Below are 22136 nucleotides of genomic sequence, written 5' to 3'. Positions count from 1 at the left end.
TCTTTAATGAATTTTTTGTTGTTTATTTAAACCATAGGCAATCACAGCTCCTCTAGATGATAGTTGTAATTTACAAAAGAGCGACTTGATGTGATCAGCGACAGTGAAAGAGGAAATATTAAGTATTCGTGCAATCTCTTTATTGGATAGGCCTTTAGTTACCTGAATTAAAACATCATTTTCTCTTTTTGTGAGATTGTCAGAGAGTGAGTTGTTAGGCTTTGTTTTCAGCGCATTAATCAAATTCTTTAAAACTTGTGGCGATAAAGCTGGTACACCAAGTTCGAGGTCTCTAAATATTCTGACCAAATGATTGTAACTTTCATTTTGTAAAATATACCCATCAGCTCCAAGAGCTAATATTTCAGTGATTGTCTCTGCGTTATCAAAAATGCTCAAAACAATTAAAGTGGCACTGGATTGGTATGATTTTACTAGGTTAATTTTATTCAATTTCGTAGATGATATTTGGGATAAGCTAAATAATATAATGTCAAAAACATTGCTTTTTAAAAGTTTGTTTACTCCGATAAAACTCGAGAAGTGAATAATACTAGTGTCTGAATATGAAAATTTGAGGGCATCATTAACTCTCGATAATTCAGTTAGATTATCTTCAATAATTAAAATCTTTTTCATTCCTCAACCTTCGGATTCTTGCCCCCCTACAATTAGGGAAGGAAAATAGAAAACCACTATCTAAGCTTAATTCAACTTTAACTATTCTAAATAGTGTTAAACATTACTAGTTTAGAATGAACAATAGGTCAACTGTGTTGGCTGAACTTCATTTTTGTAGTGGTGTTTATTATATTTTTCACCACGGAGGCATTTATGGCATCTCGTTCTAAAGGTGTTGGTTCTGTTGCTCCAAAAGAGCGAATCAACATATCTTATCGTCCAGCGACAGGTGCTGCAAAGGAAGGCATCGAACTTCCCTTTAAAGTACTTGTCCTTGGTGATTTTACTCAAACAAAAGAGTCAGAAACGACAGAATCAAGAAAGTTGGTCAATGTAAATAGCCACAATTTTGACGACGTTATGGAAGAGCTGAATTTGAAAGTCAATTTTAGTGTCCCGAATAAAATGATATCTGACTCGGATGAAATGATTGATATTTCATTAGACATTAATAAATTGAAAGACTTTGAACCCGATCAAATCATTGAGCAAGTTGAAGAGCTAAAAAAAATCCTTGAATTAAGAGAGGCGCTTAAATCCCTCAAAGGTCCCCTAGGTAATTCACCGCAAATGCGTCGTCAAATTCAGCGTCTGCTGGCCGATGAATCGTCGCGAAATGAGCTAAAAAAAGAAATTGGCTTACTTCAATAAATTCAGATTGGCAGGAAACATGTTATGGCAACATCAGCAACAGCAACAAACTCATCACTTATCGATGGCATACTCGCCTTCAGTAAAATTCCTGATGATGAAATCAGTTATTCAATCGCTTCTACTGGAATGCACTCATTATTAACACGCATTTTTGAGCAAGAAACTGATACGAGTGAGCTCAGAGTCGATAAACGATATGTTGAGCAGCTGATCGACGAGCTCGATCGAAAGTTAAGTCTTCAGATGGATGAGATTCTTCATCATCAAACATTTCAGGCTCTCGAGGCTCCCTGGAGAAGCTTAAAGTTCTTGATTGATAGAACCGAATTTGGTGAGAACATAAAAGTAGAAATATTGTCGGTCGATAAAGAAGAACTGTTGACTGATTTTGAGGATGCTGCAGATATTACTGAAAGTGGTTTATATCGAAAAGTTTATACGGATGCGTTTGGTCAATTTGGTGGCAATCCATATGGGGTCATCATTGGTGACTATAGTTTAACGCATGATAACAATGATGTAACACTCATGAGTCATATGGCAAGTATTGCTGCAATGAATCACGCCCCTTTTATTGCAGCAGCTGATCCGAGTTTTTTTTGTATCAAAGACTATTCAGAAATCCCGGATTTAAAACAGATCGAAGCGATGTTTGAAGGACCTCAATATATAAAATGGCGTCAATTTAGAGATTCTGATGATGCAAGAAATGTCGGCTTAGCGATGCCTAGGTTTATGTTAAGACCAACCTATGGGGAGAATATTCCTGTTCGAAGTTTTAACTATCACGAAGGGATCACAAGCCAGAATCAATATCTTTGGGGTAATGCTGCATTTGCGTATGCAACTAAATTGACTGACAGTTTTGCTCGTTATCGCTGGTGTCCAAACATTATCGGTCCTCAATCTGGCGGTGAAGTAAAAGATTTATCGATTAATTTGGTTGATGATAGTGGCTCAGCAAAAGTCGTAGGGCCTGTTGAAGTTCAATTATCTGACCGAAAAGAATTTGAATTATCAGAACTTGGCTTTATTCCATTTACACTTCGAAAAGACTCGGATAGTGCTGTTTTTTTCTCATCTAACTCAGTTCAAATGCCGAAAAAATTCAGTAATGATGACGAAGGTAGACAAGCTGAACTCAATTACAAGCTTGGTACACAATTGCCTTATTTATTCATAGTTAATCGTCTTGCTCATTACATTAAAGTTTTGCAAAGAGAAAATCTAGGTAGTTGGAAAAGTCGTAGTGATCTAGAAATGGAACTAAATAAATGGATTCGACAATATGTTGCAGATCAAGATAACCCATCTCCAGCTACAAGAAGCCAACGCCCGTTAAGAAAAGCCCTATTGACCGTAACTGAGGTAGATACTGAAGCGGGTTGGTATGAAGTGTCGATGGAAGTGACGCCGCATTTTAAATTTATGGGGGCAAACTTTACTTTGTCTCTAACCAGCATGCTTGAGCGTGGGTAATTAGCGAAATGTAAGAAATACATGATAACTATTTTAGAGGAATGAGTAATGCCAACAGAAATTTATATGACAATCAATGATCCTGAAGGGTGTTTAACTGAAGAATCGTGCTCTAAAGAAAGTATAGGATCATTTTTTAAATCTGATCATGAAGAAGAAGCGTTAGTTCTGGCCTATAACCATAAAGTGTCAGTCCCTACAAACTCACTGACGGGTCAGGTAACCGGAACGCGAAAACACGAATACCTTGAAGTGACAAAGTTCATAGATAAAAGTTCGCCGCTGCTATTAAACTCAGTGACTTCCCCGTCTGAACTTGAGGTGATATTAAGGTTTTTTAGAACCCCTGACGAAACGAGCGCAGGCGAACCTGTTGAGTATTATAATATTACTCTTCAACGGGCAAAAATTGTCAGTATTAATACTATTTCACCCAATATTTTAATTCCTGAAAATGATGGCCTGATGCCATTTGAAAATGTCATTTTTACTTATGGTCAGATTCAAGCCGATCATGTTGTGTGTGGTACAACAGCAATAGATGATTGGTCAGGTGAAGGTGAATAAAATAGCATGATTATGAAACTATTGTGTTTACATCGATTTGTGTTGGTATTGATCATAGCTTGTTCTTTAACAGGTTGTAATATCATCCCTTTTTTTGGTGATGATACAGCGACGGATAATGTTAGTCAGGGGCTTAGCTATACAGACCCAGCTCAGAAAGATCATTGGTTAGATAATGCTAAAGCCTGGCGTAACTGGGATATTAACCATCCTAATAATCAATTAGTTGAATGGGTACATAATGAAGCCGGCTTCATTATTACTTTTTCTGCTAGCAGTGAACTCAATAGTTTTAATGATTTGCCTCACATGACACAAATCAAAGTGATTCAATTAAGTGACATCACAGGTTTAACAACTTTATTAAAAACGCAAAATGGTGTTCGAACTGTAATGGTTGAACCATTAGAAATGCTCCCAAATGCGATCTCGGTTGATATTATCAAACTAGCCCCAAGCCAAACTTCGACAATTGAACTGGCTCGTCAGCAAGATGCTAAATTTGTTGCGATTGTCGCTGGTTTTGCGCAATCACAGCCTCAGCAATCGGTAAGGTTAGTTACAATTCCAGTTATCACGATACAAGCGCCTGAAGTTGAAAAATCATGGTTTGATACGCTTACTTTTGGCTTTTTTTCAGAGGAGTCTGAACGAGAACCTGACGTTATACGACCTGCAAACTTAAAAATAGAAAGTAAATTGGGTGAAAGCGAGTTCGAGAAGTTTGAAGCTAAAGCATTTTAAATATAGGAGTGATCTCAGATGGATCCATTAAAATCCTTGTTCTGGAATCAAGGTTTATTTCTCAAGCCTCAACATTTCCAACACTTATCATTGCAAACTTTGGCTCAAGCACAGGCATATAGCTCAATTAAAACAGGTGTGGTATCAGGTATATCTAGTCTTAATATTGACCTCGGCTCTTTGCAAAACGGTGTTGTATTAATTGATAAACTTGAAGCTGTGTTACCCGATGGCACTTTATTAGTTTTCCCTGGAAACTGCACCCTAAACTCCTTATCAATTTCGGCTGAGTTAGCAGATAAAAATAATAGTATTTCTATCTATATTGCCGTTTGTCCAATCTCTATAGACAGCAATAATTTAAGTCATCCTAATAGAGGGATAGCAAGATATATAGAGAACGATGCGATTGAAGTATTTGATTTATTCGATACTGAAGAATCAACTCAATTGACTACGTTAAATATTGATACGGCACTTATCAGCGACAATGAGCTCCCTAAGTTTAAGCATTGCGCCTGTATTAAAATTGCATCAATTTTGAACCAATCGGGCACGTTTATTTTAGACGCGGATTATATCCCTCCAGTTGTGTCGATCGCTGCTTCTGAGGTTTTACAAAATAACATCAAAGGGCTGAAACAAAGTCTATTAGCTCGTTTTGAACAGCTTGAAAGCTTTAGTTCTTTGAAAGGTGGCCAACAAACTGAGCTATCAAGTGCGAGTCTTTCAACCTTAATGGCTTTAAATATCGTGGCGGGTTTCATCCCGCAAGTAACCCATTTTGAAGAGTGTAAAGAGCAATCGCCTCAACAATTTTATATGTTGCTTCGCCAGTTAATTGCTCAACTTAGTTTATTTTCACGAAATATATCAGTCCTTGGGGAAAGTGCTGATGAAGGGCACTCGATTGTGCCATATAACCAGAACAACCTTACGGTCTGCTTCTCTCGAGCATTCAAAATGGCTAGTAAGTTACTCGATGAGTTAACTATCGATCCTGAGTTATTAATAGAATTGTCGCAACAAGGAGAGTCAAAATTTGTTGCCTCTTTATCACCTGAGTTTCTATCGCATACAAATCGCTTTTATCTCAGGTTAAGAAGTAAAGATAATCTCGAAACTCGCGTGGCTGAAATTTTGGAGTATTCAAAACTGGGGGCTGATGGGCAAGTTGATATTTATATTAAAAGGGCATTACCTGGTGTGAAGCTGCATTATTTATCCCGCAAGCCACTTGGCGTAGCCAGTGCCCCAAATAGCTACTACTTTTCATTTGATACCCATACTTTTGAGTGGCAAAAAGTATTAGAAACCACACGTGTCGGTTTGATTTGGCCTGATGGACCAAATGATCTGCAAATCGAAATTATTGCTGTAAAGGGGTAATTCATGAAATTAATAGATGCATTTATCCCAATTTTTTCTGAGCTTTCAACTCTAGATCAAAAACTTGAAGAAGAATCCTCTTTAGATTTTGAACTCTTATCTGAGCAGTTAAATCAACTAATCTCTCATTGTAAAGAGCAATTGTTAGCTGATGGTTTCCAAGTCAGTGATGTTGAAAATGCTTTATTTGCGTTATGCGCACTCATAGATGAAAAAATAATGAACTCACAATGGGCTTTTCGCGAACATTGGGCTAAAAGCACCTTGCAAAAACAATACTTTAAAACTCAAACCGCGGGGACCGTATTTTTTGAAAATTTAGATAAGTTAAATGAGTTTAATGAAGTTGAGCAAAATATTCGTGAAGTTTACCTGTACTGCTTAGCATTTGGTTTCACTGGTTGTTATTTTGATGTAGGTCAACGCAGTCAGTTAGATGAAATTATCCATGCTAATTTTAAGTTGTTAAACACCCATTCAGAGTTGGCATTATTTAGTCATAAAATCCCTCAAAAAAGAAATACATTGGATGATCACCTGCTATTGACGCAATTCAAAGATGACATATGGGTATGGGGGCCTATTGCATTTGTTTTAATTAGTTATTTGTTGTTTAGAAATGAGTATTTGACTTCGTTATCTCATTTAATCAATCAGCTATAAGCCAAGGTTTTGACAATGAAAAGTTTCTTAAAATTTATATTGGTATTGTTTATTTGGCTAATTGTTTTGGGTATTTGTATTGCCACAACGGTATTATTTGAACTTGATATTATGTTGGGGATTTGGACATTTATTGTATTACTTTCAATTTGGTATGGGCTCAAATTAATAGTTTATCTTTTCAAACGATTAGCAGCTAAAAATCGAGTCGAAAAACTCATTAATATTGGCGCTAGCTCATCATCAAAAAAAACAATATCGTCGTTTCAATTTTTATTTAAAAAAGATATAGACAAACACCTGTCAAAAATTCAGGCATTTATAAAGCGCAGTGACATAAACTCAGTTACTACTGTCAAATGGGTAATGCACTTGAAAGTCGATAATCAAGACGGTCAATGGGTCAGGGCGCAGTCTATAAATAAACCAAAGATTCAAGATAGTGTATTAACTGAGTACCCTTACATCGATTGGATCATATTCAATGATTTTATGATGCTTGATGTCGATGCATATTTAATATCTCAAGACAACCCAGCGGCGAAAAGTGAATGGTTGCAGTTATTGAATGGAATAGCCGGGACTAAAAGGGCTTTTCCATTAGACTCTTTGTTAATAACAATTAACGTTAATGCTATTGAAACCATTATTGAGCAACAAAAATTTGCTGACTTAATTAGATCTCAATACGAAGATATTAAGACATATTGTGGTGTCGAAGTTAAAATAAATATTACGTTAATTGGCTTAGAGCAATTAAGTGGGATTGACTCTTGGTTAACTAACTTAGATCCATTTTTAAAGCAAAAAATGTTTGGTTTTATCAATGAACATCACATCCCCACTGAGCAATTAGTTAAAGAGCATTTTTCAGAATTAAAGGTCATATTTAATCAAGGAGCATTATCACATTTAGTAAATCATGGCTTTTCTGTTGAAGCGGCACAACTTCCTGCAAAAGCTAATGAGATTGAACAATCATTATCTCGATGTCTACAACGATTATTTGCGAATAATTCTTTTCAATCACAGCCACAGTGCAGCGGTCTATTCATCGTGATGAAAGAACACAATGTTGACTGTTTTGTCGATGGTTTGCTTGAAGGGAATGCTTTAACTTGGTGTGAAGCAGTTAAGAATAAGGTTATTACACAATCAGATGTGGTAAAACGGAAAAGATATTTGACCTATGCGGGAGCCAGTGCTTTTTTAGTTGGGTTGATTTTTATGACTTTTGAGCGAAATATGGCCACAGTCGACGAAGTGTTTGGAGAATTTAGAAGCCAACAGCTCAATCTTGACTCGCAAACCGGTGTTCTGTCTGATATCACACTTAGATACACAATTATTCAGCAGTTAGAATCCCTCAATATTAGCCATTGGGCACCAACAGGTAGTGATCCGCTTAAGCTGAATTTGATGCGCGCTCATCTGATAAACAAAATAGAGAATGGAATTATTAAGCCTCTCGATGAGAAGTTTACTGCCAACCTACAAAGAAGAGAATTATCGCTGGATAAGCGAGTTGATTATATCAATATTTTATCCAGAAGAATTAATTTAATTAAAGCAGCTCAAAGTGGTGCCAATATTGATGAATTAGCTTTAATGCCTCAGCCGTATGATGCTGGTTACATTAGTGATATTCCAATGGAAATATTGAATCAAATTAATGATGTATATCTTTTACGTTTTTCGCTTATCTCTAACTCAAGTAAATCAATCTATACCACAGGTCTTGAAAATGAAAAACGAGATTACCAAAAGCAGGTTGTTAATCTATTAAGTCAATCAAATGACAATTTGCAGTGGTTAGTCGATTGGGTTAATGAGAATCAATCTATTAAAAACATTACTTTACACAGTTATTGGCAAGGAACTTTGCCAAATATGTCCGAGGTTGAAGTAAAAAGAGCATATACCGTTGCAGGTAAAGAGGCTATTGATAATTTTTTTGACGATATTACACAAGCACTCGGTGATGATAATGATTACCTACTTAAGTATACGCCATTATTTCTTCAAGATTATCGTTTAAATTATTTTGCCAATTGGAGTCTCTTCTTATCTGAGTTTGATAAAGGGCAATTGACTTTAGCAGATCGAAGTCAGTGGCTAAATGTTATTAATAATTTAACGACGAGCCGAAATATTTATTTCAAATTATTGAATGATGCAGACTTTCAATTAGCTGCGTTTAAAGATGAAGCGGATATTCCTAAATGGTTGGAGTTCTCGCTTTATTATCAAGACATGTTGGCACTAAGTGATGATCAAGTTAATAATAACAAAAAGAAAAATGCAGTTTTAACTAAGCTCGCCCTTAAAGTCATCGGCAAAACAGGTGCCGTTGGTAAGGCCATATCAAAGTCTGCAAAGAGTGGTTTAAAAACGCAGAAAAAACTCGATAAAGCAAATGGTTCAGGCCCAGGTCCCTCAGAAAGAGAATTAAATTTACAAAAAGCTGCAACTGAGCTTGATAACTACAAGGCGAAACTTGCTGAAATTGTCTTTAGTGTTGAGTTAAAGCAAGCTTCTTATACAAATATTTCTGGGCTGTATTCAAATAGTGAGAATCCCGTTGCGGCTGGGACATCATTGTCTGCGGTACAGATGAGTTTAGCAACGCTACAAGGTCTGATTGGAAAGGAAGGTCTTGACACTGCGGCATTTTGGAAAGTGTATAAGGGCCCAGTTCGATTAATTGAATCTTTTATGATGAAAGAAACAGCCTGTAAGCTTAACGATTTCTGGCAAGAAAAGTTCTTATTTGAAATCGAAGGAGTCCCTCAATACAAGTTAGATAGCTTTGCTTATGGAGAAACTGGTGTTTTATGGGGAGTGGTCGATAACCATCTCGCACCATTTTTACGGGCAAAACAAGGTGGAGGGTATAGTTACAAACGTTTAAATGATAATTATATTGCTTTAACACCTGCATTTCTCAATTACCTCACTCGCGTTAAAGATTTCGGGATGAGACAAAGATTTGAATCTTTTAGTTTAGATATAACGGCTAACCCCACAAGCCTAAACCCAAGCGCGCTATTGTATGTTAGTCAGACGGACTTGATTTTAAATTGTGCAGCGGGGCCTCAAACACTTGTGAATAATAATTTTATTGTCACGCAGCATTTTGAGTGGGATCAAAGTTGTGGGCCGGTGTCTTTAGCGTTCACTATAGGGAACAAAAAAATAATTAAAGAATACCCAGGCCAAGATGGACTGACACATTTTATGGCGGATTTTAAAACCGGCAAAAAGCGTTTCGAATTAGAAGAATTTCCTGAATCATTTTATGTGCTTGATCAGTTTAAGATCCGCTACCTCGATGTTAGTTTTAACTTAGAAGGCGCAGGTAAGCTCTTATCATCGTTAAGCCAACAACCTCCTAAACCACCAAAGAAAATTGCGCAATGCTGGAAGGAATAAATGGATAATAATCAGAATATTACATTTATTCATAATACACAGGGCAATCTACCTTTTAAGGTACTGGCTATTGCTCCTTTGTTGGCCGAACAAGAGAATGAGGCTCCGCTTAGCCCTTTTGATATTTCAGATGAAAACTTTTCAAAAGTAATGGCAAGCTTAAATATAACAATTTCATTGGATTTAGAGATCCCGCGATTATGTCAGTTATACGGCGTTGAAAATCAGTATTTTACTATCGAGTTCGACATTAATCAGCTAAGCGACTTCTCGCCTTATTTTATTATTATTAATGAGCCAAATTTGGCTGAAATTAATGATCTAATTTCTCAGATCCGCAGTGCGTTACAACTATCTCATTTTCATTTTTATTCAAAACAATTTCATTTTGAACAACTTAAATTGCCATTATTTAATCAGAATGAACTCAAAAGGGCTGAGTTAGAATGCTTAGTCTGTGAGTTAGAGTCAGTTTTATCAGAGGTCCTAGATCATATTTTACATCATCCAAAATGGCAAAAAATAGAATCTGCCTGGAGAGGGATTGCGTGGTTAACTCAAACGACAGCTTTAGCTGCTAATTGCCAGATTGATTGTATCTCATTGAACATTAATCAGCTTCGTGAGGATGTTTGTTATAGTGCTACCGCCTACGACTCCGATTTGTATCAGTTGTTGTATCGGGACAGTTTAGGTCAGTTTGGTGGGATCCCCTATGGTTGCGTTTTACTCGATTATTCATTTTCTCGTGATGGGGCGGATCTAGAATTTTTAAAAAAAATATCTGAGATATGTGCATTAGCACATGTCCCGTTGATTAGCAGCGCCTCAGCGAATCTCTTTGGTGTGAAACAATATCAAGACATTACAGGGCATGCCAATTTAGCAGAACTGTTCTCATCCCCCGTTTATATAAAATGGCGGAGTTACACTGAGTCAATGAGTGCTCGCTATGTGTGTTTAACATTACCTCGTATCATGTTAAGAAGCCCTTATTTAGGGGAAGTCAAACAACTTAGTTGGTATAAAGAGCAGATCGGCGAAAGCTTAGAAAGTTGTTTGTGGGTCAATTCGGCTTATGCATTTACTCACAATCTAATTAAAAGTTTTATAAAGCATGGTTTTTGTAGTGCGATTTTCGGGCAAGATGGTGGGGAAATCGCATTACCGTCGATGACGAGTGCCAGTACAGCATTGCCGATTGAAATGGTTTTTTCTGAATCCAAAGAAGCTGAGCTTGTTAGCTTAGGATTTAACCCTATTTGTAGTCGCTTTTATACAGGGCAATTACTTTTTCAAAGTGCTAATTCAGTGGCTTGGTACCATATTAGCCATTCATTTGGCCACCAAACAGCAACTAGAATGGCAGAAACTCAACTACAATATTTATTTATTGTGTTACGGGTCATTCATTGTTTAAAAATATTAACTCGCGAAAATATCGGTTCATATAATAATCAATTAGAACTGAGTAGTTTTATTAATAATTGGCTGCGTCAGTTTGTTTCCGATGTTGCTGTGCCTACTCAAGCAGTTCAAGCGCAAAGACCTTTAAAAGATGCAACCGTCACCGTGAAAGAGACTGGTGAAATGAATTGGTACGATATTGATATTCAACTTACGCCACATTTTAAATTTCTCGGCGAAACAATAACCCTTGATGCACAACTTAATATTTCAGATAAGGAGCTGTAATGGAATGCTCTGGTTACATGATTATTAATGGTAAAAACCAAGGTCCAATTGATGGCTCATCATTAAGAAGAGATCGTGAAAATATTGTTAATCTCTATTCGTTTTCGCACTGTGTTAGCGCCCCATTTCAAACACAGAAAAATATCTGTAATGGCTCTGTTGTACATAAACCTATCGAAATTATAAAGGAAATAGATAAAAGCACGCCTAAACTGTATCAAGCTTTAGTCGAAAAAGAAGAACTGGATATTGAATTTCAATGGTACCGCTTCAATGAGCGTGGTATTGAAGAACTTTATTACAAAGTACTTGTTACTCATGCCCATCTAACAACTATATCGCCCTTTATGCCAAATCCAAGTCATAAAGATAATGATAGCGCGAGGTTTATGGAAACGATCATTATCGCTTATCAAAAAATAAAATGGGATTGGGGTCCCCATGGCGATATCACCTTCGAAACCGATTGGCGGAATGACATATAATGTTGCGGTTAACAGAAAAACTCAATCTATTAGATGCACAGCAGAATATGCCTGATGAGCAACCTTTAATATCAGAACAATCAATATGTAATTATTTTGCAAATGTGCTGAATACTCGAATTGGGAGTGTCGCTATTACCCCCCAGACCGGAATGCCGACAATAAATTTAAGCACAGCAGGTAGGCATAATGATGAGTTAATTGATTATATTAAATCTCAGGTTTTAAATACGGATCAGAGGGTTGCGCAATTTGAAACTATAAGTATTGCGAATAACGTTAGTAATGTTTTGTTAGCCTTTAAAGTCGTAATACATTGTTACGATTTAACCACTTTTAAATGCCACATTAAAATTAAGCTCGATAATACAGTTGAGGTTACTTTACTATGAGTTCATTAGATAAGCTCTATCAACAAGAGTTAAAGCTACTAAAAAGTTCGGCACAAGTATTTAGCGAACAACATCCCGCTCTAACTGAACACTTAGCAAGGCAAAGCAACGATCCTGACGTTGAGATGATCTTACAAGGAGTGGCGTATTTAAGTGCTCAGTTTAAACAAGAGATAGACAATGCGTTTCCTCAGGCGATTCAATCTTTATCCCAAGCGCTAACGCCAACCTTGATGCAACCTGTTTCTAGTGCTGCGATACTCTCATTTAGACCAAAAACTAATTTACTGAAACCGATGGTGATAGAGGCTGAAAAATGTTTTGATTCGGAGCCTATCGGTTACAACAATTCTAAGCAAAATTGCCGTTTTACAAACAGTTGGCCCATTGAGGTGTTGCCTATTGAACTTAGCGGTGTCACAACAAAATTAGCGGATAAAACGGATGACTCACACAACCAGCGAGTAGTGCATTTAGATTTCGAATTTGATGCAAGCCGAAATGATATTGCCAATTATGAATTTAGTACACTCAGGTTGCATTTAAATCAAGCATTACCCGATGCAAGTTTATGGTTATTTCTGTTCGCACGGAATGTGAACTCAATCATCATCAAGGATAATGTGAGTGAGCATATTCTTGGGCCAGACGCAGTCAAGTTAATCGGTTTTGAATCACAGTCTAGGTTGTTTAAATACAACGATGCAGCTCCGTTACATCAATTACTGCAAGAATATTTTATATTTCCAGAAAAGTTTTTATGTGTAGAGTTAAATTTAAGTAGCTGGAAACAACGTGCAGGTGTGTCTTTTTCGATTACTGTTGAGTTTGAACAACCCAACTGGGCACTTCCCGATATTGATGTTAATCATTTCCACCTCTACACATCACCAGTAATCAATGAGTTTGAGCATTTTGCAGAGCCCATCACGATATCAGAATTTGAGCATGAATTTCCAATCTTCTCAAAGTTTGATGCTTTATCAGGTGAAATTAATCTAGAAATTGTTGATGTCTTATCAGTGGAAGGGATCCAACAAAATAGGCAATCTAACCGAAAATTTGAAAACGTCTTGCGACCAAAAAAACTCAATTCAGAAAAACCCAACTATCATTTTTATCGTAAATTTGGTGCACAAGATGGCATTATAACCACGTGGCTGGGTCTACACTTTTCTAACAAAAATCCATTGGAGCGACAAGAGGTACTTCGCGCTAAAGTAAAATGCTCCCAAGGCCATTTAGCTGAACAAATCACGTTAGGACAAGTAAGAAAACCAACCAGCAGTAGTCCCGAATTAGTCCACTTTGAAAACATTACGGTATGTAGCGAATTCCAACATGCGCAAGTTGCAACCAAAACCGCATGGCAAGTAATCTCCGATCAAGCGCTGAGCCTCCATGCAATAAAAGATGCAAAGCAGTTAAAGAAAATTTTAACTCACCATATTCCGAATCAAGAAAAATTATCAGCTAAGCAAAAAACAAATTTATTTCGAATTGACGCAATCGAAAGTGTCGAGGTATCTGCACGAGATCATTTTCATCAAGGTGTGATTACTAGAGGGAAAGAAATTCAAGTCGGCCTAAATGGCGAGCATTTTAGTAATATTGGCGATCAGTTTCTTTTTTCTGCAGTGTTAAACCAATTATTTGCGTTAGATACACCATTAAATAGTTTCTGCCAATTAGTGACGATCGACTTGAGAACAGGGGAGAAAATGCAATGGCCAATGCAAATGGGCTCTCTTTAACAGAACGTGAATCACAACTCATTGAGCAAGCGAGCCGATATTCATTTATCCAGGCTTATAAACAATTATGTGATTTAGCGGTGATGCAAAAGCTCGATGTTACTCGAAAGGTCAGAATACGCCCCAATCTAGCCATGTCTTACGCCCGCTCAGAAGTGGTTGCAATTGTTAAAGAAATGCAATCTGAGACAGATTTCGTTTATTTTCTTGAAGTAAATTTAATGGGGTTATACGGACAAAACTCGCCGCTACCAAAGTTTTTTACAGAAGAAATAATCCAAGCACAAAAGAAAGAATTACATGGAAGTCGTATCTTTGTTGATGTGATTCATCAAAGACTTTATCAGTTATATTTTGAAGCTAAAACTAAATATGCAGGCCACTTGCAAAGTTCAGTGCAAAACCAACTATATGAATTTATGTTTTCGATGATAGGTTTTAAAGGTGAGCAATGGTTAAATTACTTTCCTGAACCTGCATTTATTATTAATAACATTAATCTTTTTCGCCACCAAAAAGGTACAGTCAGGGGCCTAAAAAGTCTGCTAAATCGGCTTTTCGAGAATGCAACAATTGATATTTTTCAATGTCAGCAACGCACATTAATATTACCTGTTATCCAGCGTAGCCAATTAGGTGTCGATGCTTCAAATTTAGGTGGCTGTGCATTACTGGGCCATAAATTGAAAGAACAGCAATCAAAACTGGTTATACACATTTCCCCACTTTCAGAGAAATTATTTAATTATTGGGTGAATGACGAAAAACATTGGCAAAGTTTGCAGTCTTTGATTCGTTACTTTTTGGTTCAACCTTTGGTTGTTGAACTCAGAGTTAAAACCGAAAATTCAAAAGGCTATGAGTTGAATTTATCTGGCTCTCAATACACTCAGTTAGGTAAAAACACTTGGCTAAGTGCAAAAAAAGAACATTCACTGATTGAAGCACAGTTAAGGTTGCAATAATCGCTGATGTCGCGTCGAAACTACGACTTGAATAATCGAGACAAGGAATTAAAAAAGAGGATATGAACACAAGACATCATGGCCCAAAAGCAATATCGCTAAAGCTATCGGGGATTGGCCGCCAAGTGCGATATTGACTCTTGAACGGCTAAAGACAAATACTCTATAAAAAAACAAATAAAATAATCACTTAGAACTATACTTTGTTGCGCAGCTCAATTGCGTCAATTGCGGGAGGCGGCAAATGAATCATTACTATTTTACATTTGAAGTGACTGGGCAGGTAGCGGAACTATTTGAAGTTCAATCCTTCCAAGGTCAAGAAGGAGTGTCGCAATTATTTTATTTCGATGTTGATCTCAAGTGTTCTGATATAAATTTCGATGCCGGTGGCGTAGTCAATCAGACTGCTATATTCACTATTTATTTTAATAATCAGCCATTACGTGTTATCCAAGGCATTATAACGCAGTTTGAAGAGAGCCAATATTTAGCAGACGGGATCTTGTTTAAGGCAAAATTAGTGCCTAAAGCGTGGTGTTTAAGTTCTTTTGAATCGAATGAGGTCTATTTAGATCAAACGGTCGAACAAACCATTACCACAGTTCTCGAAGAAGTCGGTCTAACGTCGCAAGAGTTTAGGTTTGATTTAAAACGAACTTACCGCACTTGGCCTTTTAGGTTGCAATATAGTGAATCACATCTCAATTTTTTACAGCGAATTATTGAGCGAGAAGGAATTTTTTATTATTTCGATTCTAAAGAAGACAATACGGTATTAGTCTTTTGTGACAATTTACAAAGCCTCGAAAAAGTTCAAGCAAATCCACTCACGTTTCAGCCTGCGAATATCAGACTCACGGATCATATTGACTTTATTTCTTCTTTTATTAGTCGGCGACAAAGTATTCCTAAAAAGATTATCTTAAGAGATTTTAATGAGGCTTTACCTTCACTGGATGTTAGAGGGGAAATTGAAGTAGATAGCCAAGGGGTTGGCGAAATAAATATTTATGGTTTGAATATTCTCACCCCTGAAGAAGGCAATCAGTTATGTGAAATTCATGCAAATGCGTATCGATGTCATAAAGAGCAATTTATCTTACAAAGTGAGTTTGCGATGATGGCAAGCGGCTTGCTCTTTTCTTTACAATCTCATCCACGAAGTGCATTTAATGAGCCTTTATACTTGATTGAAACAATTAGCCATGAAGGGGCAAACTTAAATGCATTTCAAGCGGAAGAGTCGCAGCCTCTCCCTGTAGGTTATCAAAATACGGCTACGGCTTGCTCGAATCAATTTGATTATGTCCCTTTAAAACAGGCATCTAAACCTGAAATTAATGGCACACTAAATGGCATTATCGATTCAGAAACTGATGGAGAGTACGCAGAACTCGACGAGTTTGGAAGGTACAAAATAAAATTACCGTTCGATCGTAAAGATCGTGACGGTGGGAAAGCCTCACATTGGATCAGAATGATTCAACCTTATGGGGGTACTCAAGAAGGGATGCACTTTCCACTTAGAAAAGGAACTCGGGTTTTACTCAGTTTTATTGGGGGAGATCCGGATAAACCTGTCATAGCAGGCTCTATCTCAGATTTAGGCGAACAAAGCTCGTTAGTCAATGCAGAAAATTCAACAAGTTCGATGATCAAAACCGCGGCTGGCAATAAAATAGAAATTGAAGATAAGCAAGGAAAGAACAGGATAAAGTTAGAATGCCCCACTAACCAAACTTATATGCACCTTGGAGCGCCTAATCATGATGGTTCAGGTTTTGTACTCTTAACACAGGGGATCGAAAGAAAAGATATCCAAGGTGGGCAACGGTTAACCACGCAAGTGTTAGGTGAAAGCGCAACCAGCTCATATACCCTCACCGCACAAGGAGAAGCGACGGACTACTCAGACATTCATCGATTCCAACTTCTCAACCATGCAGGTACATTGGTTGAAACTCTAACTACTGAGATGGAAATATCTGGGGATTATTTGATCGAACGCCGCTGTGGGCCTAAGTACATATTCACGGATGGTAATGAACATGTGTACGGAGGCGGTGATGTGTATGGCTTTGGAAATGGCTATGAAGAAGCCCATTGGCGAGAAGGCGAAAACGGGGGAGTTCACCCTGATGAAGTCTTCAATATTTTAGGTGATAGCGGTGAATCATTCACGCAACAAGATGATGGTTCATGGTCACGTTCGTACAATAAAACAATTCCTGGCTCGCGGCGATTCGCTCCGGGCGATCATCAAATAGAAAAAGTATGGTCCGACACATTTTCTTATCAAAATGGTAATAACTATGCTTGGGGTGATACCTGTGATTATGAATTTGGCAATGGTTACGCTGAAAGTCATGTAGAAACTGATGATGATGGGATGCCTGTAAATGCCATTAATAAAACCGACTGGCCTTATGATTTAGCCATACCTAAAACCTCTGAAGATAACCCGCATTTGGTTGAAGTTGGCGCTATTAATGGTGTGTATGTGAAGTTAGATGGGGGCAGCACTGGGGTTGAGAAAAGTATCGGTAATTCATATGAGTACAGCCATGGAAAAAGTGTATCTGTTAGTTATCGCTGTGATGAAGAAGAACATAGTTATGGCGGAGAAAAATATGAGGCTACTTATACAAAAGATGGAAAACTAGTCGGTTCAGAACACAAAAAAAATGGAGTCTGTACGGAAATAGAACAAACACCTGATGGCGATTTTAAAGAAGAAACGATTTCAGATGTTTCAGGTGTAGGTAAAGTCACCACGACCAATGTATATGCTTATGGATCACCGGTTTCTTATGAAATAGTGAGAGAGCCAGCCCCAGGTACGACGTTTAGTTTTAAAGGAGATGGTTTACCAACCATTGAGATGAAAATGGAAATTGATGTGGGAGCAACAGAAATTTCGACTCACATTGGGGGGATGAGTAACTCGGTTGAAATAGAAGCACTAGGCATGAAAAACGAAGTCAGTATTTCAGGCGCTATCATGACAAACACGATTGAATTATCGGGTTGCCCATTAGAGACAGAGATAAAAACAGGGGATGATGGTTTAGAAATAAAAGCGTGGATAGGGCCGTTAAAAACAGAGATGGAAGCGCGAGCACTTAAACTTAAAGCTGAAGAAGGGATTAAAATGGAAAAAGAAGTCATGTACTTGCTTAATCGCCAGTTAATGCTCGCCAGTCACAATGCAGATCTCACTAATAGCCAATTACGATTAGCGTCTTCTTTACTGACAATATTGAACTAATGAATGAAAATAATAAAGTCGCTCCAAGCGTCATTACTGACTAAAACATTTCAATACAATCATAGGCATTTTTTTGTTTTATCTTCCTTGTGGGGGTTTAGACTCGACACAGGCGAAGCCGTGCTCGAACAAGAACTATGGCAAGCAATAGGCGAGTCTTTAGGAAAAAACACTTTATTAGATGAAGCAATGCCTAAAGATAACGCGGAGTATTTGGTGTTTGGCTCGGCTCAGTCCCCACAATCACAACCCATTACACAGCTTGATGTGGCCATTGAATTTGCAGGGCTAAAAAAACACTTAGTTGTTTATGGTGATCGGTATTGGAAAGGTGGTGGGGCGCTAAGTTATCCATCAATGCCAACAGCCTTTACGGCCATGCCAATTGATTACGAGCATACATTTGGAGGAGGCCCGACTCATTTTAATACCGAAGGATACGGTTGTGGCGAGGTTGAAAGAAATAATGAACAGCTTCATTGGATAGCCAATATTGAATACGCTAAGCATCCAGTGACCACAAAATCCAATGATTATGCGCCGGCATCATTTTTACCCCTCGATCAGTCTTGGCCAATGCGACAAGGCTTGTGTGGCACCTATGATGATGAGTATTTACAAAATCATATGCCCGGTTTAGCGCCGGATATAGATTGGCTCTATTTTAATGTTGCCCCAAAAGATCAAAGGTTTACTGAGTATCTTCAGGGTAATGAACCTTTTTGTATTACAGGAATGCACCATCAAAAAACGATCATTCAAGGCGTGTTACCAAGTATTAAACCCAGAGGATTCATCACTCGAAAACAAGCGACTACAATTGAAGAAATTCATTTAATCGATCACTATTCCCCACCAAAAATTGATCAATTTGAAGAGTTAGAGTTTAAATTAGATACAGTGTTGTTCTTCCCAAATGATAATTTAGGCATTGTGATTCACCGAGCAACAACACAAGTAACGCATCCACAAGGACAAGATATTGCAGGTTTACTTTTGGCCCATCAAAATTTAAGTGAGGCAGATAGAACCGAACAATTTTATTTCCATGATTACTGTAACCGGACAAATCCTGCTTTGAGTTATAAATACTTACTGGATTCACGCTCATTATTACCTGTGAACATTCAGTGCGGTTTTAAAGCATTTCAAGAAAATATTTCAAATGATAATCAATTTGCGGAAAATATGACTGCATTTGCTGCAGGGGAAAAAAGTGACGCAGAGCTTAAAGTGTCACAAGCAATCGATCAGCAGGCACAAGAACTAAGGTTGCTTGGGAAAAATAAAGAATCAGAACAATTAAAAAAAGTCACCCTGACAGGTCAAAGCCCCCTCCCGTTACCTGAAGAGGCAAGTAAACTTGCAGCAATCGCAGATAAGATAATACCGGGTGCGAAAGAAGGCAATATTACAGCACAAAATATCGATTTGACTTCCTTGAATATGGATGCAATGGAAGAAATGAAAGATGTGATGGCAGATATGGCGCAACAAAAAAAACAAGCTGCTATTAATGAGCTAAAACAACAAATTGTGCGTTTAAAAAAAGAAGCGGCATTTGTTCCTGGAGTAGAGGCGTCGATTATTCAACTTGAAAACATCCTTTTAGAGTTAACCTTACCGCCAATGTTACCAAGAGCAAACCAACAAGATATTGCAAAAATAAGAATGGCGATCCAACAAGCCGAACAGCCAATGACAGATTTCCTCGTCAAGACAGACGCAGTGATAGAGCTAAATACTGAACAAAAAGACAAATTGGCTGAATTAAAAATCAAAATAAACTCTCCGGAGATTGAAAAAAAGCTCAATGATGCATTTGATTTTATAAAAGATAGCTATTTAAGAGGTGCGCATTTTATTGAGCATGCACGCTCACCGCATCCAAATCAAGAAACGCAAAAAGTTCAGTCGTTAGTAAATGCACTCAGCAAGAAAGCCCCCATTAGCGATTATGATTATGCTTTTTGCAATATCAATGGGCTGAATTTTTATAGCATGAGTTTAGTCGCGGCTTACTTTGAATTCTCTTGTTTGTCATCTATCACTTTTGAGTTGAGCGATTTACGCTTTACAAATTTTGCACATAGTCATATTTCGAAGTCCTTGTTTAAACGTTGTCAGATGAATTCAGTCAATTTAGGTGCGTGTGAATTTGTTTCATGCCATTTTAACCAGATCCAATTTGATGACGTAACGTTTGCAAAATCTGTGTTTAAAAATTGTACATTTACAGAGTGTACTTTCGGCGAGCGCCAAGATGCTTGGCTAGAAACTCAGATGATTGATTGCCAATTTTCGGATTGTAGATTGATAAAACAACAGTTTATTGAGTTGAATTTACCTAAATGTGAATACATACGCTGTGATTTTAGTGAGAGCAATTTTATCAAACCTGTGTTGAGTCGTAGTGTGTTTAAATCATGCACATTTAATGGTACTAACTTTGTAATGGCGAGGTTAGATCATGTTGGTTTCGCCGATTCAATATTAATAAATACTCGATTTGTAGGTGGGTGCCAAATGCAAGGGTGCAATTTTAATAAAGCAATTGTTCACGAAACAAATTTAAGAGAATGTGATTTATCAGCAGCAACATTTGTTAATAGCGATCTATCTATGACTGATTTTGGTGGTTCCTTATTGAATGGTGCAGATTTTAATCACTGTATTGCAAAGCAAAGCCAATTTTGTGAAGCAAAATTACGTCATTGTAATTTTAAGTTCGCAGATTTATTTGAAGCCAATCTAATGAATGCTGATTTAAGACAGAGTCAGTTCAATAATTCTAATATGTACAATGTAAACTTTTTAAACGCGACGATTGCAAATACGGATTTCACTGGGGCAAATTTAGATAAAACATTGTTAGAAGATTGGAGACCGATTTTTGAATAAACAACTTCTCGAAAAGCAGATAAAAGGTAAGGCGGATGTACCGCCTATGGTAGAGAGTCAAACTTTTAAACAGCAAGACCTATCGAATATCGACTTATCAGGTGGAGTATTTTCAAAATCAGTATTTATAGGCACGGATTTATCAGGGAGTAATTTGTCTCAGGCAAGTTTTGTAGATTGTGACTTTAGCCAGGCTGTTATGACGCATTCACGACTTGATGAAACCAATTTTATGCGTTGTATTTTTAATGATACTCAGTTGCGGCAATTAGCGTTCAAACAGACAAATTTTATTGAATGTAATCTGAGTCATGCAAATTTGACTGAGGCTATTTTTCAACATGTAAACGCTATTCAGAGTTGTTTTAATTCAACAAACTGTTTGGCTGCTAACTTTAAAGAATCAAACTTTGTTGACTGCGATTTCGCTTCAGCCAACTTAAATGCATCGATTCACTTTCGAACTAACTTCATCAATATTCTTTTCTCTGGGGTCAATTTAGATGAAGCAGTGCTTGAGTTAGTCCTTTTTCAAAATGCACAGTTTACTGAATTCGATTTTACTAAGGTTCGGTTTAAGATTTGTCAATTTAGAGAGTCGAGATTAGAAAAATGTAATTTCTCTCAATGTGACTTAACGCAGAGTGGATTTATGGAAGCTGAGCTGACATCTGCTATGTTTACTGAAGCAAAGCTTAATAACACGCTGTTTATCAAAGCTAACTTAACACAGTGTGATTTTAAAGCTGCACTTTTAGAGCAGGCTTTATTCAATGAAGCTAAACTCAATAAAACAAATTTTAATCATGCACATTTAAAGCAAGCACAGTTGGTTAAAGCACAGGTTAGAGGCAGTAATTTTGAAGGTGCAAATTTGAGTTATGCCGATTTCTCACATGCTGATGTATCTTGTTCAAATTTTAAATATGCAGAGCTGTTCCGATGTAATTTGCATCAAATTGTTGAAGATCAGACCAATTGGCAGCACGCAAATAGAGCAGCAGCGCTTGAAACTGATACTAAAAAAGCACAGGCAGAATCTTTTAAAGCCTAAGGTAGGTAAA

The 22136-nt window shown here is 37.3% G+C and carries 16 protein-coding genes; 15 read left to right on the top strand and 1 reads right to left on the bottom strand.

The annotated features are described in order from the left end of the window. Window positions 1–3 precede the first annotated feature (3 nt). Window positions 4–639 carry a LuxR C-terminal-related transcriptional regulator gene (locus AC3KVK_RS17295; protein ID WP_490310412.1) on the bottom strand — a complete coding sequence of 212 codons (636 nt, stop codon included), beginning with the start codon at window positions 637–639 and terminating at the stop codon, window positions 4–6. Window positions 640–834: 195 nt separating this feature from the next. Here AC3KVK_RS17295 and tssB point away from each other — a divergent pair, with 195 nt between their 5' ends. The 15 genes from tssB (at window position 835) to AC3KVK_RS17220 (ending at window position 22126) form a co-directional block, all read left to right on the top strand. After that, window positions 835–1332, top strand: a complete 498-nt coding sequence (gene tssB, locus AC3KVK_RS17290; RefSeq protein WP_490310413.1) for a type VI secretion system contractile sheath small subunit — start codon at window positions 835–837, stop codon at window positions 1330–1332. Between the two features lie 24 nt (window positions 1333–1356). Beyond that, window positions 1357–2814 carry a type VI secretion system contractile sheath large subunit gene (gene tssC, locus AC3KVK_RS17285; RefSeq protein WP_490310414.1) on the top strand — a complete coding sequence of 486 codons (1458 nt, stop codon included), beginning with the start codon at window positions 1357–1359 and terminating at the stop codon, window positions 2812–2814. Window positions 2815–2862: 48 nt separating this feature from the next. After that, on the top strand, window positions 2863–3381 hold the full coding sequence (gene tssD, locus AC3KVK_RS17280) for a type VI secretion system tube protein TssD (RefSeq protein WP_086743510.1): 519 nt from the start codon (window positions 2863–2865) through the stop codon (window positions 3379–3381). A gap of 6 nt (window positions 3382–3387) precedes the next feature. Continuing rightward, window positions 3388–4125, top strand: a complete 738-nt coding sequence (locus tag AC3KVK_RS17275; RefSeq protein ID WP_490310415.1) for a type VI secretion lipoprotein TssJ — start codon at window positions 3388–3390, stop codon at window positions 4123–4125. 18 nt (window positions 4126–4143) lie between these two features. Then, on the top strand, window positions 4144–5514 hold the full coding sequence (gene tssK, locus AC3KVK_RS17270; RefSeq protein WP_490310416.1) for a type VI secretion system baseplate subunit TssK: 1371 nt from the start codon (window positions 4144–4146) through the stop codon (window positions 5512–5514). A gap of 3 nt (window positions 5515–5517) precedes the next feature. Next, window positions 5518–6177, top strand: coding sequence for a DotU family type IV/VI secretion system protein (locus tag AC3KVK_RS17265; RefSeq protein WP_490310417.1), 660 nt, complete (start codon window positions 5518–5520; stop codon window positions 6175–6177). 15 nt (window positions 6178–6192) lie between these two features. Beyond that, window positions 6193–9609: a type VI secretion protein IcmF/TssM N-terminal domain-containing protein gene (locus AC3KVK_RS17260; protein WP_490310418.1), complete on the top strand. Its 3417-nt coding sequence runs from the start codon at window positions 6193–6195 to the stop codon at window positions 9607–9609. Further along, entirely contained in the window at window positions 9610–11304 is a 1695-nt protein-coding gene (tssC, locus tag AC3KVK_RS17255; protein WP_490310419.1) for a type VI secretion system contractile sheath large subunit, read from the top strand. Beyond that, a complete protein-coding gene (gene tssD / locus AC3KVK_RS17250) occupies window positions 11304–11789 on the top strand; it encodes a type VI secretion system tube protein TssD (protein WP_490310420.1) in 486 nt (161 codons plus the stop codon). Before tssC (AC3KVK_RS17255) ends, tssD (AC3KVK_RS17250) begins: the two co-directional genes overlap by 1 nt. Then, window positions 11789–12181 carry a GPW/gp25 family protein gene (locus AC3KVK_RS17245; RefSeq protein ID WP_490310421.1) on the top strand — a complete coding sequence of 131 codons (393 nt, stop codon included), beginning with the start codon at window positions 11789–11791 and terminating at the stop codon, window positions 12179–12181. The genes tssD (AC3KVK_RS17250) and AC3KVK_RS17245 overlap by 1 nt, the downstream gene beginning before the upstream one ends. After that, entirely contained in the window at window positions 12178–13935 is a 1758-nt protein-coding gene (gene tssF, locus AC3KVK_RS17240; protein ID WP_490310422.1) for a type VI secretion system baseplate subunit TssF, read from the top strand. The genes AC3KVK_RS17245 and tssF overlap by 4 nt, the downstream gene beginning before the upstream one ends. Further along, entirely contained in the window at window positions 13908–14900 is a 993-nt protein-coding gene (tssG, locus tag AC3KVK_RS17235; protein ID WP_490310424.1) for a type VI secretion system baseplate subunit TssG, read from the top strand. The genes tssF and tssG overlap by 28 nt, the downstream gene beginning before the upstream one ends. A gap of 244 nt (window positions 14901–15144) precedes the next feature. After that, window positions 15145–18171 (top strand): type VI secretion system tip protein TssI/VgrG, encoded by a 3027-nt coding sequence (tssI, locus tag AC3KVK_RS17230; protein ID WP_490310425.1) that lies wholly within the window; start codon window positions 15145–15147, stop codon window positions 18169–18171. A 3-nt stretch (window positions 18172–18174) separates the two neighbouring features. Next, window positions 18175–21072 (top strand): DUF2169 family type VI secretion system accessory protein, encoded by a 2898-nt coding sequence (locus tag AC3KVK_RS17225; RefSeq protein ID WP_490310426.1) that lies wholly within the window; start codon window positions 18175–18177, stop codon window positions 21070–21072. Continuing rightward, window positions 21065–22126 carry a pentapeptide repeat-containing protein gene (locus tag AC3KVK_RS17220; protein WP_490310427.1) on the top strand — a complete coding sequence of 354 codons (1062 nt, stop codon included), beginning with the start codon at window positions 21065–21067 and terminating at the stop codon, window positions 22124–22126. Before AC3KVK_RS17225 ends, AC3KVK_RS17220 begins: the two co-directional genes overlap by 8 nt. The last annotated feature ends 10 nt before the right edge of the window (window positions 22127–22136 follow it).

It is taken from the genome of Pseudoalteromonas sp. J2K-J979 (genome assembly GCF_058169715.2).
The sequence above is the reverse complement of the archived record's forward strand: the minus strand, read 5'-3'. Positions and strand labels throughout refer to the sequence as shown.

What these genes read in the sequence shown, in the direction of transcription:
- AC3KVK_RS17275 (WP_490310415.1), top strand. Translation starts at nt 3,388, where the DNA reads ATGATTATGAAACTATTGTGTTTACATCGATTTGTGTTGGTATTGATC.
- tssI (WP_490310425.1), top strand. Translation starts at nt 15,145, where the DNA reads ATGAATCATTACTATTTTACATTTGAAGTGACTGGGCAGGTAGCGGAA.
- tssB (WP_490310413.1), top strand. Translation starts at nt 835, where the DNA reads ATGGCATCTCGTTCTAAAGGTGTTGGTTCTGTTGCTCCAAAAGAGCGA.
- tssK (WP_490310416.1), top strand. Translation starts at nt 4,144, where the DNA reads ATGGATCCATTAAAATCCTTGTTCTGGAATCAAGGTTTATTTCTCAAG.
- tssD (WP_490310420.1), top strand. Translation starts at nt 11,304, where the DNA reads ATGGAATGCTCTGGTTACATGATTATTAATGGTAAAAACCAAGGTCCA.
- tssC (WP_490310419.1), top strand. Translation starts at nt 9,610, where the DNA reads ATGGATAATAATCAGAATATTACATTTATTCATAATACACAGGGCAAT.
- tssG (WP_490310424.1), top strand. Translation starts at nt 13,908, where the DNA reads ATGGCCAATGCAAATGGGCTCTCTTTAACAGAACGTGAATCACAACTC.
- tssF (WP_490310422.1), top strand. Translation starts at nt 12,178, where the DNA reads ATGAGTTCATTAGATAAGCTCTATCAACAAGAGTTAAAGCTACTAAAA.
- AC3KVK_RS17265 (WP_490310417.1), top strand. Translation starts at nt 5,518, where the DNA reads ATGAAATTAATAGATGCATTTATCCCAATTTTTTCTGAGCTTTCAACT.
- tssC (WP_490310414.1), top strand. Translation starts at nt 1,357, where the DNA reads ATGGCAACATCAGCAACAGCAACAAACTCATCACTTATCGATGGCATA.
- AC3KVK_RS17295 (WP_490310412.1), bottom strand. Translation starts at nt 639, where the DNA reads ATGAAAAAGATTTTAATTATTGAAGATAATCTAACTGAATTATCGAGA.
- AC3KVK_RS17260 (WP_490310418.1), top strand. Translation starts at nt 6,193, where the DNA reads ATGAAAAGTTTCTTAAAATTTATATTGGTATTGTTTATTTGGCTAATT.
- AC3KVK_RS17245 (WP_490310421.1), top strand. Translation starts at nt 11,789, where the DNA reads ATGTTGCGGTTAACAGAAAAACTCAATCTATTAGATGCACAGCAGAAT.
- tssD (WP_086743510.1), top strand. Translation starts at nt 2,863, where the DNA reads ATGCCAACAGAAATTTATATGACAATCAATGATCCTGAAGGGTGTTTA.
- AC3KVK_RS17225 (WP_490310426.1), top strand. Translation starts at nt 18,175, where the DNA reads ATGAAAATAATAAAGTCGCTCCAAGCGTCATTACTGACTAAAACATTT.